Consider the following 13,862-nt stretch of genomic DNA (forward strand, 5'->3'; position numbering starts at 1 on the left):
ACCGCGCGGTCCCGCCGCCTCTGTCAGGCTGGCGACCGTGCCTGTCCCGTCCGCGGCCCCCATCCGCCTCCCGCGCTGGCCCGCCGCGGCCGAGGACGGTCCCGACTTCGCGGCGATCCGCGCGGAGTTCGACGTCCCGGAGGAGTTCCCGGCCGACGTGCTGGCCGAGGCCGAGCGGCGGGCCGCCGAGCCACCCCTGCCCGAGCTGGACGCCACCGACGTCCCCCTGGTGACCCTCGACCCCGTCGGCAGCCGCGACCTCGACCAGGCCGTGCACCTCGCCGCCCGCGACGGCGGCTACCGGGTCAGCTACGCGATCGCCGACGTCGGGGCCTTCGTCGTCCTGGGCGGTGCGATCGACCGCGAGGCGCGCCGCCGGGGCCAGACCCTCTACAGCCCCGACCGCCGGACACCGCTGCACCCGCCCGCGCTGAGCGAGGGCGCCGCGAGCCTGCTCGCCGACCGGCTGCGTCCCGCCGTCCTGTGGACCATCGACCTCGACGCGGACGGCGAACCGGTGCGCGTCGACCTCCGACGGGCCCGCGTGCGCAGCCGGGCGCAGCTGGACTACCCCGCGGTGCAGGCGCAGGCGGACGCCGGCACGCTGCCCGAGCCGCTGGCGCTGCTGCCGGAGATCGGCGCCCTCCTGCAGCAGCGGGCGACGGAGCGGGGTGCGATCGAGCTGGGCACCCCGGACCAGGAGGTGGTGGCCGGGAAGGACGGCGGCTGGACGCTGGCCCTGCGCGGCGACCTGCCAGTCGAAGGGTGGAACGCCCAGATCTCGCTGCTCACCGGTCGCTGTGCGGCCGCGCTGATGCTCGACGGCGGCGTGGGGGTCCTGCGCACCCTGCCGCCGGCCCGCCCGGAGGACGTCAGCCGGCTCCGCCTGCTCGCCCCGGCCCTCGGCGTCGACTGGCCGGCCGACGCGGGGCCCGGTGAGGTGATCGCCCGCCTGGACGCGTCCCGGCCCGGGCACGCGGCGTTCCTCGAGGAGGCCGTCACCCTGCTGCGCGGCGCGGCGTACACCCCCTTCGACGGTCCGCCGCCCGCACAGGCGGTGCACAGCGGGGTCGCCGCGCCCTACGCGCACGTGACAGCGCCGCTGCGCCGGCTGGTCGACCGCTTCGGCACCGAGGTCTGCCTCGCGCTCGCCGCCGGCCGGGAGCCGGCGCCCGAGCTGCGCGCCGCCCTGCCCGAGCTCCCGGCGCAGATGTCGGCGTCGGACCGGCGGACCCGGGAGGTGGAGCGGGCGGTCATCGACGCGACCGAGGCCTGGCTGATCCGCGACCACGTCGGCCAGACCTTCTCCGCCGTGGTCGTCGACGCCGAGAACGGCAAGGGCACGGTCGTGCTCGACGCCCTCGCGATCCGCGGGAGGTGCACCGGGGACCACCTGCGGCCGGGCACCCGGGTGCGGGTTCGCCTGGAGGAGGCCGACGTGGCCGGCCGGTCGGTGCGCTTCACGACGGCGGGCGAGCCGTGAGCCGGGTGCCGTACCTGTCGGCCCGCCTGCAGGGCTTCGGGACGACGGTGTTCGCGGAGATGAGCGCGCTCGCGGTGGCCACCGGCGCGGTGAACCTCGGCCAGGGCTTCCCCGACTACCCCGGCCCCCCCGAGGTCCTCGACGTGGCCCGTGCCGCGATCGGCACGGCCGCCGACCAGTACCCGCCGGGCACCGGCATCCCCGAGCTGCGCGCCGCCGTCGCCGACCACCGCGCGCGGTTCGGCGGCGGCAGCTACGACGCCGACACCGAGGTGCTGGTCACCGCCGGCGCGACCGAGGCGCTGTCGGGAGCACTGCTCGCGCTGCTCGACACCGGTGACGAGGTCGTGCTGTTCGAGCCGATGTACGACTGCTACGCGGCGGGCATCGCCATGGCCGGCGGCGTCGCCCGACCGGTCCCCCTCCGGCCCCCGGACGACGGGGAGGGCCGCTGGGCGTTCGACCCGGCCGAGCTGCACGCCGCGATCACGCCACGCACCAAGATCCTGCTGCTGAACAGCCCGCACAACCCCACCGGCAAGGTGTTCACCGCCGACGAGCTGACCCTCGTCGCGGCCGCCGCGATCGAGCACGACCTGCTGGTCGTGACCGACGAGGTCTACGAGCACCTGGTCTTCGGGGATGCGGTGCACCGGTCGATCGCCACGCTGCCCGGGATGCGCGAGCGCACGCTCGTCGTCAGCAGTGCCGGGAAGACCTTCAACGTCACCGGCTGGAAGATCGGCTGGATCTGCGGGCCGGGGGCGCTGGTCTCCGCCGTCCGGACCGCCAAGCAGTTCCTGACCTACGTGAACGGCGGGCCGTTCCAGCCGGCGGTGGCCGCGGGGCTGGGCCTGCCCGACGAGTACTTCACGCGGGCCGCCCGCGACCTCGAGTACCGGCGCGACGTCCTCGTCCGGGGGCTGACCGACGCCGGCCTGCCGGTGATCAGCCCCGAGGCGACCTACTTCGCGACCGTCGACGTCCGCTCCGTGCAACCGGACGGGGACGGCCTGGCGTTCTGCCGCGGACTGCCGGAACGGGCGGGGGTCGTCGCGATCCCCACCGTGGTCTTCTACGACCCGGCGCACGCCCACCTCGGCCGGCACCTGGTGCGGTTCGCGTTCTGCAAGGGCGACGATGTGCTGGCCGAGGCCGTCCGGCGGTTGAGGGGGATGACATGAGGATCGCGGCGGTGCAGCACGACATCGTCTGGGAGGACCGCGAGGCCAACTTCGAGCGGCTGGCCCCGCTGGTCGAGCGGGCGGTCGGTGCCGGCGCGGAGTTCGTCCTGCTCACCGAGACCTTCTCCACCGGGTTCTCGATGACCCCGGGGATCGGCGAGCCGGAGGGCGGGCCGTCCGCGCAGTTCCTTGCCGCCCAGGCGTCGGCGCAGGGCGCCTGGGTGGCGGGCACCTGTCCCGAGGTGGCGACCGGGGAGGAGCTGCCCTACAACTCCTTCGTCATCGCGGGCCCGGACGGCACCACGCACCGGTACCGGAAGCTGCACCCGTTCACCCACGCCGGCGAGCACGAGCGGTTCAAGGCGGGGGAGAAGCCGGTGACGATCGAGGTCGGGGGCCTCCGGATCACCCCGTTCATCTGCTACGACCTGCGCTTCGCCGACGTCTTCTGGAAGGCGGCGCCGGACACCGACGTCTACCTCGTGCCGGCGAACTGGCCCAGCCCGCGCCGGCACCACTGGCAGACGCTGCTGCAGGCCCGGGCCATCGAGAACCAGGCCTACGTCGTCGGCTGCAACCGGGTCGGTACCGCCGGCGACGGCACCGAGCACGTCGGGGACAGCCGGATCGTCAGCCCGATGGGGGAGTTGCTCGCCACGGCGGCCGGCGTGGAGACGATCGTCCTCGCCGACGTCGACGCCGCCGAGGTCGCCGCGACCCGGGACCGGCTGAGGTTCCTGCCCGACCGTCGGGGGGACTGACGGGGACTCCCACCGGAAACCGTCCGGCCCTAGCGTTCCCCGGGTGACCACCGTCGCCGGAGCGAGCCGCACCGGATCCGCCCACCTCGCCGCGCAGCTCTCGGCCCCCGTCCGCCGGCTGATGCGCTCCGGTGTGGCCGGCGCGGGCCTGATGGTGGCCGCCACCCTGGTCGCGCTGGCCTGGGCCAACTCGCCCTGGGCCGACTCCTACGACCAGCTCTGGCACACCGAGCTGGCCCTGCGGTTCGGGAACGCCGAGATCGCGATGGACCTGCAGCACTGGGTCAACGACGGCCTGATGGTCTTCTTCTTCTTCCTGATCGGGATGGAGGTGCGTCGCGAGCTCTCGATGGGGGAGCTCGTGCAGCGCAGCCGGCTCACCATCCCGGTGCTCGCCGCGGTGGCCGGCCTCGTCCTCCCGGCACTGCTCTACCTTGCCATCAACGCCGGCGGGGAGGGCGCGGTGGGGTGGGGCATCCCGATGGCCACGGATACCGCGTTCGTGCTGGGCGCCCTGGCCCTGTTCGGCCGGCACACCCCCATCCAGCTGCGGGTCTTCCTGCTGTCGCTGTCCGTGGTCGACGACATCGGCGCCCTCAGTGCGATCGCGATCTTCTACTCCGACGAGATCGACCTCGTCGCCCTGGCGATCGCCGGATTCTGCGTCTTCGCGTTCATCGGCCTGTCGCGCATGCAGGTGTGGCGGGGACCGGCCTACTTCGCCGTGGGCGCGGTCATGTGGGTGGCCATGTACGAGTCCGGCGTGCACGCCACCATCGGTGGCGTCGTGCTGGGGCTGCTGGTCAGCGCGTACCCGCCGCGCCGGGCCGAGGTCGAGCGCGCCGGGTCCCTGGCCCGCGCCTTCCGCCAGTCCCCGGAGCCGGCCCTCGCCCGGGAGGCGAAGCTGTCGGTGGAGCGCGCGATCTCGCCCAACGAGCGGATCGGCGCCGTCCTGGTCCCGTGGAGCAGCTACGTCGTCGTGCCGGTGTTCGCCCTGGCCAACGCCGGCGTGCGGATCGACGGCGCCCTGCTCGAACGGGCCGTCACCTCGCCGGTGACGATCGGCGTCTTCGTCGGCCTCGCGGTCGGCAAGCTGCTCGGTGTCGGTCTGGCGGCGGCACTCGCCGTGCGGCTGCGACTGGGCGTCCTCCCGCCGGGCGTCACCCTCGGCAACGTCTGGAGCGGTGCCGCCCTCACCGGCCTGGGCTTCACGGTCTCGCTGTTCGTCACCGACCTCGCGTTCGACGACGAGCGGCTGCGGGAGGAGGCGACCGTCGGCATCCTCGCCGCCGCCGTGGTCTCCACGGCCGTGGGCGCCCTCTTCTTCCGCGTGCTGAGCCAGCGAAGCAGCGCCCCCGAGCGGCCGGTGGAGCTTGACCCGCCGGTCGACCCCGACGTCGACCACGTCCGCGGTCCGGTCGACGCGCCGCTGACCCTCGTCGAGTACGGCGACATGGAGTGCCCCTTCTGCGGGCGGGCGACAGGCGTGGTCAGCGAACTCCGCGGCCGATTCGGCGACGACCTGCGCTACGTCTTCCGGCACCTGCCGCTCGTGGAGCTGCATCCGCACGCCCAGCTGGCCGCCGAGGCGACCGAGGCCGCCGGCGCCCAGGGCAAGTTCTGGGAGATGCACGACAAGCTCTTCGCCCACCAGGACGACCTGGAGGCGCCCGACCTCCTCGACTACGCCTCGGCCCTGGGGCTCGACCTCGAGCGGTTCGCCCGCGACCTCGGCGACGGCACGTACGCCCAGCACATCCGGGACGACGTCGCCGGAGCGGAGGCCAGCGGGGTCGAGGGGACCCCGACGTTCTTCGTCAACGGCGTCCGGCACGTCGGCCGCGCCGGGACCGACGAGCTGGCGGCGGCCCTGCTGAGCACCGACCCGCGGGGCACCGCCCTGGAGCGCTCCGCCGCCGGGCCGTCCCCCGTGCCGGGGACGCGTCCCCCCGCGCCGCTCTCGCCCCCGGCCCGGCTGCCCGCGGTCGAGGGACTCGCGGAGACCGAGGACCCCAGCGGCGCCTCACCGCGACTGGACGCCCGGCAGCTCGCGGTGCTGCGGCGGGCCGGCCGGCGGCGGTCGACGTCGACCGGGGACGTGCTGGTGCAGGGCGGCTCGTCGGAGTGGGACTTCGTCGTCGTCCTGGAGGGCACCGTCGCCGTCGTCGAGGACGGGCTCCCGCCCGACGCGGCCGACGGCGCCGTCGCCGGGCCGCGGGTGGTGTCGGTGGTCGGACCCGGGCGCTTCCTGGGCGGGCTGAACATGCTCGCCGGGCAGCGCGCGGTGCGGTCGGTCGTCGTGGCGGCCCCGGGTTCGGTGGTGACGCTCTCGGTCGACCGGTTGCGCGAGGTGATGGCGGCCGACCGCGAGCTCTCCGACGTCATCATGCGGGCGTTCCTGCTGCGCCGGGCCATGCTGATCGGGCGGGCGACGGGGCTGCGGGTCGTCGGCGACCCCCGCTGGCCGGCCAGCGCCGAGCTGCGCGCCGTCCTGGCGGAGCGCGGCATCGTCCACCAGTGGCTCGACCCGACGCAGGACGAGGCCGCCCGGGCGATGCTGACCGAGATCGAGGGCCTCGACGACCACCGGCCGGTCGTCCTCGCCGCCGACGGCCGCGTGCTCGTCGAGCCGACCGTCGACGAGCTGCTGCGTGCCGCCGGGACCGACCGGGTGGGCTGAGGGGTCAGACGGCCGGATCGTCGGTGGCCGCGTGCCGGGCGGTCGTCCGCGGCACTGCGTGCTGGTCGACGGCGATCTGCTCGCGCTGGACCTGCTCCGTGACCGTCTCCTGCCCCTGCACGACCTCGGTGCGCAGGCGGACCCGCTCGACCGGCACGACCTCGACGGTCACCACCGGTCGCTCGGTGTGGAGGATGATCTCGCCGGGCAGCCCGTCGCCCGCCGGCATGCCCTGGACGTCCGTCCCCGGACGGCCGTCGTCGAGCAGCGACTCGCCCGGCAGGTCCGGGGCGTCGACCGGCACCTCCTCGACGCGGATCTCCTCGCGCCGGATCGGCACGGTGATCTGGACCTCCTCCGTCACCACGTACTTCACGATCCGCGCGCGGGTGGTCGCCACCCGCTCGGTGCCGACGACCAGGCGCTCCTCGTTGCGCACCATCCCGCCCTCGGCATCGACGGGTACCGGCTGGGTCCGGTCGACCGGTGCGTCGGTCAGCGAGGCGGGCACGGGCGCGTCGACGACCGGGGCCACCGCCTCACCGCCCGCCTGTCCCAGGCCGTAGTGGCGGCGCAGCTCGGCCTCGTCGTGGGGCGTGAGGTGGTCGCCGGTCAGGTGCGGCGCGCCCTTCACCGCTTCGGCGGTGACCGGTACCCGCAGTCCGCCCGACTCCTCGATGGTGGCGTCCACCGCAGGGACGATCGACTGCTTCGTGCCGAAGAGCCCGGTGGTCACCGCGACCCACGTCGGCGCTCCGGTGCGGTCGTCGACGTAGAAGTGCTCGACGGTGCCGAGCTTGTCGCCGTTGGTGCCGTACACGGTGCTCCCGATGGAGGTGGAGACCTCTCGCTCGCTCAGCATGGGAATGATCGTGCCCAGCCGGGCCGCTCGGTGAACATCGCCGTCATCGGGCCGGCAGCACGAGGTCGGCGACGACGGCCCGGTGGTCGCTGCCGTGGACCGCGACGAGCCCCACGTCGGCCACCGTGATCCGCGGGTCGACGAGCACGTGGTCCACGGCGAGGCGGGGGACCCGCAGCCGGAGGGGGTGCCAGGTCCACGCCAGTGCGCCACCCGCGACCCGCGCGGCGTCGACGTATCCGCGGCGCAGCACCGCCCGGAAGGCGGCGTGGTCGAAGGTGGCGTTGTAGTCGCCGGCCAGCACGCGCAGGACGCCGGCCTCCGGGTCCGGAAGGGCAGCGAGGTCCCCGGTCCAGGCCCGGACGGCGGCCGGCGAGGTCGCCGGCGGGGTCGTGTGGACGGCGGTGAGCACGAGGTCCGGTGCGCCGTCGACCGCCAGCCGTACGGTCGGCTGCTCGAAGGTCCCGGGTTCGGCACCGCGGTCGAGCACGATCAGGCGGGTCCACACGGCGCCGGAGCCCGCCGGCACGGATCCGGGGCGGGCCGGGATCACGTGCGCGTGGGGCAGCACCTCGTCGATCCCCGCCGCCCGCAGGGCCGCCTCGGCCCGGGGGGTCAGCTCCTGCACCGAGAGGACGTCGACGTCGTGCCGGCGAACCAGGTCGAGGACCGGCCGGGCCTCCACCAGCCCCTTGCGCAGGCTGACAGTCGCGACGCGCACTCGGCGGGTGCGCCCCTCCGCCGGTGCCGGCGATCCCCCGGCCCGGGACAGCACCGCCCCGGCGAGTGCCGCGCCCGCGCCCGCCGACAGCGCCGCGGCCGGGACGGATCCGGCCAGGACCGCGGCGGCGAGAGGCAGGACGGCGGTGACCGCGGCGTAGGGGGTGAAGGAGATCGCCGGCACGAGGGGGAATCCGCGCTCCGTTCCGGTCACCCGGACGACCGCCCATCCCACCCACGGCAGCGCGACGGCGACCGCCGTCCGGCGGCGGACGCGAACCGGTGCGGCCATCGCGGTCACCGTAGCCAGCGGTGCCGCGAGCCCCGTCGGCGTGGTGGAGGAACCGCCGCGCGCCTAGGTTCGCAGTCGTGACTGCCGGACACCTGGAGGTCGAGCGCAAGTTCGACGTCGACGAGACCTTCGCGCTGCCCGGGCTGGCGGGCCTGGACGGCGTCGCGACGGTCGACGCGCCGGTGGTCCACGAGCTCGAGGCGGTCTACCACGACACATCCGACCTGCGGCTGCTGCGGGCGCGGGTGACGCTGCGCCGCCGCACCGGGGGCGCCGACGCGGGCTGGCACCTCAAGCTGCCGGCCGGGCCCGCGCGGCGCGAGCTGCACGCACCGCTGGGGCGGGCGGTCAAGAACCCGCCGAAGGGCTTCCTCGCGCCGGTGCGGGGGATCCTCCGCGGCGCTGCGACCGGTCCGGTCGCCACCCTCCGGACGCGCCGGGTCGTCACCCACGTCCGGGACGCCGACGGGCGGACCCTGGCCGAGTTGGCCGACGACACGGTGACCGCGACGACGCCGGCCGTCGGGATCGGCGAGCCGGCCGAGGTGCAGGTCTGGCGCGAGCTCGAGGTGGAGCTGGTCGACGGCGGCGAGGAGCTCCTGGGGACAGTGGCGGAGCTCCTCACCGGAGCCGGCGCCCGCCCGTCGGAGTCGGCGTCGAAGGCCGGGCGCGTGCTGGCGGCGCGGCTGGCGGCCGGCGCCCTCCCGGCGGAGCGGGGCCGGAAGGACAAGCGCCCCCGGGCCGGCGAGTTCGTGCAGGCAGCCCTCGGCGAGCAGGTCGCCGCGCTGCAGCAGGCAGACCTCGACCTGCGCACCCAGCAGCCCGACGCCGTCCACCAGCTCCGGGTCTCCGCGCGGCGCCTCCGCAGCACGCTCGCGGCGTTCCGAGCGGTGCTCGACCGGGAGGCGACGGCGCCACTGCGGGAGGAGCTCCGCTGGCTGGGCGGGCAGCTGTCGAACGCCCGGGACGACGAGGTGGCGCTGGCCCACCTGCGGGAGCTCGTGCGGGGGCAGCCGGAGGAACTGGTGCTCGGGCCGGTGGCGGCGCGGCTGCAGCAGGCGCAGATCCGCGAGGCCCGGGCCGGGCTCGACCGCGCTCTCGTCACGCTCTCGGAGCCGAGATACCTGCAGCTCCTCGACGCCCTGCACGCGCTGCTCGCCGAGCCGCCCTTCACCGGGAAGGCAGGGAGCCCGGTGCGCCCCGTGCTCCGGAAGGCCGTCGGGAGTTCGGTGCAGCGACTGCGCCGGCATCTCGCGACCGCCGAGAAGGCATCCGAGGAGCAGCGGCACGAGGCCCTGCACGCCGTCCGCAAGGCCGCGAAGCGCGTGCGCTACGCGGCCGAGATCGGCACCGGTGAGCTCGGGCCGGCGAAGCCCCTCGTGCGTGCCGCCAAGCGCATCCAGGCGGACCTGGGCGAGCTGCAGGACACGACGGTCACCCGCGAGCACTGCCGCCGCTTCGGGGTCGTGGCCTTCGCCGAGGGGGAGAGCACCTTCACCTACGGCCGGCTGCACGCGCTCGAGCAGGCGCGCGCCGAGCGGGCCGAGGAGGCGTTCTGGGCCGAGGAGCCGAAGCTCCGCAAGGCCCTGGACCGCGCCGCGCGCTAGCTGTACGGCGGCCGGCCCGCCGCACCTGCGACAGTGGGACCGTGCTGTGCGAGCCGGGGCGCCGGTGTCCCTGATCCGGTTGCTCGGTTTCGGCACCGTCGTCCTGCTGGCCATGACGCTGCTGCACGGCTATCTCTGGTTCCGGCTGGTCCGCGGCACGACGCCGCCTGGCCAGGTCCGCCGGCGGCTGACGCTGCTGACCGTCGGCCTCATGCTGCTGCCGGTGCTCGCGATCTCGCTGCGCCGGACGCTGCCCCTCGGCGCCTCGGCGCCGCTGGACTGGGTCGCCTACAGCTGGCTCGGGATCGCGTTCTACGGCTTCCTCGCGCTGCTGTTCCTGGAGCCCGTGCGGCTCGTGGGCCGGCTGCTGCTGCGCCGGAGGAGAGACGAAGCTCTCCCGGAAGGGCCACCGGATCCCGCGCGGCGGTTGTTCCTGGCGCGCAGCCTCGCCGTCACGGCGGGGGCGATCGCCCTCGGGACGGCCGGCACGGGGGCGTACTTCGCCAACTCCGCACCCGTCGTCCGCCGGGTGCCGGTGACCCTGGCCGGCCTGGATCCCTCGCTCGACGGCCTGCGGATCGTCACCTTCTCCGACGGGCACCTCTCGGCCACCTACGGCGGCCGCCGCTTCGAGCGGCTCGTCGAGCTCGTGAACGAGCAGCGCCCGGACGTCGTCGCGATCGTCGGCGACCTGGTGGACGGCGACGTGAGCGAGCTGCGCGAGGAGGCGGCGCCACTCGCCGACCTGGTCAGCGCGCAGGGCGTGTTCTTCGTGACCGGCAACCACGAGTACTTCGTCGACACGAACGCCTGGCTGCGGCACCTGCCGACGCTCGGGGTGGACGTGCTGCGCAACGAACGCGTCGCCATCCGGCGCGGCGCGGCGTCCTTCGACCTGGCCGGCATCGACGACCGGACGGCGGCGTCCTCGGGCCTGCCCGGGCACGGCGCGGACCTCGACGCCGCCCTCGACGGACGCGACGACGCGACGCCCGTCGTCCTCCTGGCCCACCAGCCCGTCATGGTCGACCAGGCACGAGCGGCCGGCGTCGGCCTGCAGCTCTCCGGCCACACGCACGGCGGCCAGCTGTGGCCCTTCGACTACGCGATCCGGCTGGACCAGCCGTCCGTCGAGGGGCTCACCCGGCACGGGGACACCCAGCTCTACGTCACGTCGGGCGCCGGCTACTGGGGTCCGCCGATGCGGATCGGGGCGCGGCCCGAGGTCACGGTCGTGGAACTGCGGCCACTGCCCGGCTGAGTCGTGGGCTGCGGCCCTACAGGGCCTCGAACGCCTCGTCGATGAGCTCCTCGAGCTTGCGCTCGCCGTCGCGGTCCGCCCACGCGAGCACACCCGCGGTGAAGGCGGCCATGAAGACCTGGACGACGACGGCGTCCGCCGGAGGGAGCGCGCCGCCCGCCTGTTTCCGCAGCGCGTCGCTGATCAGGTTGGCCGTGGTGCGCTCGAACTCCGCGGCCCGCGTCCGCAGCGCCGGGGTGGCCGCGATGATCCGCCACCGCGCCAGAGTGGCCTCCCGTTCCTCCAGGCTCCAGGCGGACACCCAGATGGCCGGGGCGTGCTTCAGGCGCTCCCGCAGCGGCAGTTCGGCCGGGAGGGCGGCCACGAGCGCCTCCATGTCCTCGGCGCTCGGCAGTTGCATGACGAGGTGTTCCTTCGACGGGTAGTGCGCGTAGAACGTCGGCACGGAGACCTCCGCCGCCGTGGCGATCTGGCCGACGCTCACCCGCTCGAAGCCGTGCTCCCTGAACAGGCCCATCGCCACGTCGTAGACCCGCCGGTGGGTCGTCTCCCATCGGCGCATCCGCCAGTCCCCCGTGTCCGCCACTGGTCACTCCCTCGTCCGCGCGCAGCACTGAGCGCAGCCGCCCCACCGGGTGTCCCCGGATGACTACGGGCCGCATCCTGCCGCCCCTACCCGCGGTTTCGCACTTCACGCGGTCCGAGCGCCGCCCGCGGGGCCGAATCAGCCGGTGAAGGCCCCCGTCTCGGCCAGCCGGGAGGCGCTCACCGTCTTCAGCTTCGCGACGGCCTTGGCCAGCGGGACGAGCTCGATCTCGGTTCCGCGCAGCGCCACCATCTGCCCGTGCGCCCCCTCGTGGGCGGCGACCGTGGCGTGCAGGCCGAACCGGGTCGCCAGGACCCGGTCGAACGAGGTGGGGGTGCCGCCGCGCTGGACGTGCCCGAGGACGGTGGTGCGGACCTCCTTGCCGGTGCGCCGCTCCAGCTCGTCGCCGAGCTGCTGGGCGACCCCGGTGAACCGGCGGTGGCCGAACTCGTCGACGCCGCCGTCGCGCAACGGCATCGTGCCAGGCAGCGGGGTGGCGCCCTCCGCGACGACGCCGATGACGTGCGAGTCGCCGCGGTCGAACCGGGCGGTGACCAGGCGGCAGACCTCCTCGACGTCGAACGGCTCCTCCGGCACCAGGGTGAGGTGCGCCCCGGACGCCAGGCCTGCGTGCAGCGCGATCCAGCCGGCGTGCCGGCCCATCACCTCGACCAGCAGCACCCGCTGGTGCGACTCGGCGGTGGTGTGCAGCCGGTCGATCATCTCGGTGGCGATGCTGACCGCCGTGTCGAAGCCGAAGGTCAGGTCGGTCTCGTCGATGTCGTTGTCGATCGTCTTCGGGATCCCCACGACCGGGACGCCGGCCCGCGACAGCAGGTGCGCAGCCGTCAGGGTGCCCTCCCCGCCGATCGGGATGAGGACGTCGACGCCGTGGCGGGCGAGCACCCCCTTCATCTCCGCGATGCCGGCGTCCAGCCGCTCGGGGGCGACCCGCGCCGAGCCGAGTGTCGTCCCGCCCCGGGTGAGGAGGCCGTCGACGGCGGCGATGTCCAGCGGCGTCGTCCGGTCCTCCAGCAGGCCGCGCCAGCCGTCGCGGAAGCCGATGACCTCGCTGCCGTAGTGGGTCGTCGCCGTACGGACGACGGACCGGATGACTGCGTTCAGGCCGGGGCAGTCGCCCCCGCCGGTGAGGACACCGATGCGCACCGGTCGCTCCTTCTGCTGGCCGAGCGCCCGACGATACGTCATGACGTCCTGATGATTCCGCCCCGGCGTGTCGTCCGGACGGGCGAAACGGACGTCTCATACGACATGACGTCCAGACGTCTTGCGATCCCGTACCTTTGACGCGTGGTCAGCCCCGTCACCGGACCGAAGTACCTGTCGGTCCGCGAGCACCTCCGGCGCCGCGTCGCCGCGCTGCCCGAGCACACCGTCCTCCCGCCGGAGCCCGTCCTCTGCGCCGAGTACGGCGTCAGCCGCATCACGCTGCGCCGCGCAGTCGACGGCCTCGTCGCCGACGGTCACCTCGTCCGCGAGCAGGGCCGTGGCACGTACGTGACCCGGCCGGCCATCCGGCACGAGTACCGCGAGAGCTTCGTCCACCGGATCGCCGGCTTCAGCTCGGTGATGAGCGAGCAGGGCGCCCAGGTGGGCACGAAGGTGCTCACCCAGCGGATCGTCCCGGCCCCGGCTCCGGTGGCCGTGGAACTGGCCCTGGAGGGCACGGCCGACGTCGTGGAGCTCGAGCGGCTGCGCAGTCTCGACGGCGAGCCCAACCACGTGGCGCACAGCTTCCTGCCGGCGGCCCTGTACGCCGGAGCCGTCGAGGCGGACTTCAGCGAGGGCTCGCTCTACGACTTCCTGCGCCGCGAGTACTCCGCCGACCTCGCGACCGCCCGGATCGTCGTCGACGTCGGCACCGCGGCCCCCGACGAGGCCGATCTCCTGCACATCGTCGCCGGCTCGCCGCTGCTCGTCGTCCGCACCACCGTCCGGGACAGCAGCGGCCATCCGCTGGTGCACAGCTTCTCCCGGCTGCGTCCCGACGTCAGCCAGGTCGAGTTCGAGGTCTCGGTCGGCGGCCGCTGAGTGACCGACCTGACATGACCGGGACGACGACGGCCACCGGCGTCCGCGACGTGCCCGAGCCGCGGGCCGAGGTCTGGCGCGCCCTCGCCGTCCTGGAGCCGTACTGCGCGGTCTGCGACGTCTCCTACGTGGTCGGGGACGACGCCGCCGAGCCCGGGGTCGGGACGACGTTCGTCTGCGCACCGGGCCGGCTCGACGGGTTCCCGCCCGCGGCGGGGGCGCCCCAAGGGGAGATCGTGGACTGGTCGCCCCCGCGGCTGGTCACGACCCGGCTCGAGCTGACGCCGGAGACCTGGACGACACGGATCGAGCTCGAGGACACCGGCGCCGGCGGCACCCGGGTCACCATGACGATCACCCACGAGCCCACCGGC

12 protein-coding genes are annotated in these 13,862 nt (G+C 74.7%); 8 read left to right on the plus strand and 4 right to left on the minus strand.

Annotated elements, in window-relative coordinates:
- Positions 1 to 37: 37 nt before the first annotated feature.
- Genes E4P40_RS02560 through nhaA form a run of 4 tightly spaced genes read left to right on the plus strand, consistent with a single transcriptional unit; the run spans position 38 to position 6,108 of the window.
- Positions 38 to 1,483, plus strand: a complete 1,446-nt coding sequence (locus E4P40_RS02560; RefSeq protein WP_245160095.1) for an RNB domain-containing ribonuclease — start codon at positions 38 to 40, stop codon at positions 1,481 to 1,483.
- Complete coding sequence (locus E4P40_RS02565) at positions 1,480 to 2,667, plus strand: pyridoxal phosphate-dependent aminotransferase (RefSeq protein ID WP_135157014.1); 1,188 nt, start codon at positions 1,480 to 1,482, stop codon at positions 2,665 to 2,667. Before E4P40_RS02560 ends, E4P40_RS02565 begins: the two co-directional genes overlap by 4 nt.
- Positions 2,664 to 3,428 carry a nitrilase-related carbon-nitrogen hydrolase gene (locus E4P40_RS02570; protein ID WP_135157012.1) on the plus strand — a complete coding sequence of 255 codons (765 nt, stop codon included), beginning with the start codon at positions 2,664 to 2,666 and terminating at the stop codon, positions 3,426 to 3,428. The genes E4P40_RS02565 and E4P40_RS02570 overlap by 4 nt, the downstream gene beginning before the upstream one ends.
- A gap of 43 nt (positions 3,429 to 3,471) precedes the next feature.
- On the plus strand, positions 3,472 to 6,108 hold the full coding sequence (nhaA, locus tag E4P40_RS02575) for a Na+/H+ antiporter NhaA (RefSeq protein WP_135157010.1): 2,637 nt from the start codon (positions 3,472 to 3,474) through the stop codon (positions 6,106 to 6,108).
- 4 nt (positions 6,109 to 6,112) lie between these two features.
- Here nhaA and E4P40_RS02580 read toward each other — a convergent pair whose 3' ends face one another.
- On the minus strand, positions 6,113 to 6,970 hold the full coding sequence (locus E4P40_RS02580; RefSeq protein ID WP_135157008.1) for a PRC and DUF2382 domain-containing protein: 858 nt from the start codon (positions 6,968 to 6,970) through the stop codon (positions 6,113 to 6,115).
- Positions 6,971 to 7,013: 43 nt separating this feature from the next.
- Positions 7,014 to 7,982: an endonuclease/exonuclease/phosphatase family protein gene (locus E4P40_RS02585; protein WP_135157006.1), complete on the minus strand. Its 969-nt coding sequence runs from the start codon at positions 7,980 to 7,982 to the stop codon at positions 7,014 to 7,016.
- A 77-nt stretch (positions 7,983 to 8,059) separates the two neighbouring features.
- Between E4P40_RS02585 and E4P40_RS02590 the strand changes: the two genes are divergently transcribed.
- Complete coding sequence (locus E4P40_RS02590) at positions 8,060 to 9,589, plus strand: CYTH and CHAD domain-containing protein (protein ID WP_135157004.1); 1,530 nt, start codon at positions 8,060 to 8,062, stop codon at positions 9,587 to 9,589.
- 46 nt (positions 9,590 to 9,635) lie between these two features.
- Positions 9,636 to 10,850: a metallophosphoesterase gene (locus E4P40_RS02595; RefSeq protein ID WP_245160094.1), complete on the plus strand. Its 1,215-nt coding sequence runs from the start codon at positions 9,636 to 9,638 to the stop codon at positions 10,848 to 10,850.
- A 16-nt stretch (positions 10,851 to 10,866) separates the two neighbouring features.
- Here the strand turns inward: E4P40_RS02595 and E4P40_RS02600 are convergent, their stop codons facing one another.
- Together E4P40_RS02600 and E4P40_RS02605 are read right to left on the minus strand one after the other, a co-directional pair.
- Positions 10,867 to 11,436: a TetR/AcrR family transcriptional regulator gene (locus E4P40_RS02600; RefSeq protein ID WP_135157002.1), complete on the minus strand. Its 570-nt coding sequence runs from the start codon at positions 11,434 to 11,436 to the stop codon at positions 10,867 to 10,869.
- Positions 11,437 to 11,574: 138 nt separating this feature from the next.
- Positions 11,575 to 12,603 carry an ATP-dependent 6-phosphofructokinase gene (locus E4P40_RS02605; protein ID WP_135157095.1) on the minus strand — a complete coding sequence of 343 codons (1,029 nt, stop codon included), beginning with the start codon at positions 12,601 to 12,603 and terminating at the stop codon, positions 11,575 to 11,577.
- Positions 12,604 to 12,747: 144 nt separating this feature from the next.
- On the opposite strand from E4P40_RS02605, the gene E4P40_RS02610 reads away from it, so the two are divergent.
- Both E4P40_RS02610 and E4P40_RS02615 read left to right on the plus strand, forming a co-directional pair.
- Positions 12,748 to 13,488 (plus strand): GntR family transcriptional regulator, encoded by a 741-nt coding sequence (locus E4P40_RS02610; protein WP_135157000.1) that lies wholly within the window; start codon positions 12,748 to 12,750, stop codon positions 13,486 to 13,488.
- A 14-nt stretch (positions 13,489 to 13,502) separates the two neighbouring features.
- Positions 13,503 to 13,862, plus strand: a 360-nt coding sequence (locus E4P40_RS02615; RefSeq protein WP_135156998.1) for an SRPBCC family protein, incomplete at its 3' end; no start/stop codon positions are given.

This window comes from Blastococcus sp. CT_GayMR20 (assembly GCF_004570345.1).

Excerpts from the sequence above, each read along its gene's own strand:
- E4P40_RS02585 (WP_135157006.1), bottom strand. The coding sequence starts at position 7,982 with ATGGCCGCACCGGTTCGCGTCCGCCGCCGGACGGCGGTCGCCGTCGCG.
- E4P40_RS02570 (WP_135157012.1), top strand. The coding sequence starts at position 2,664 with ATGAGGATCGCGGCGGTGCAGCACGACATCGTCTGGGAGGACCGCGAG.
- E4P40_RS02580 (WP_135157008.1), bottom strand. The coding sequence starts at position 6,970 with ATGCTGAGCGAGCGAGAGGTCTCCACCTCCATCGGGAGCACCGTGTAC.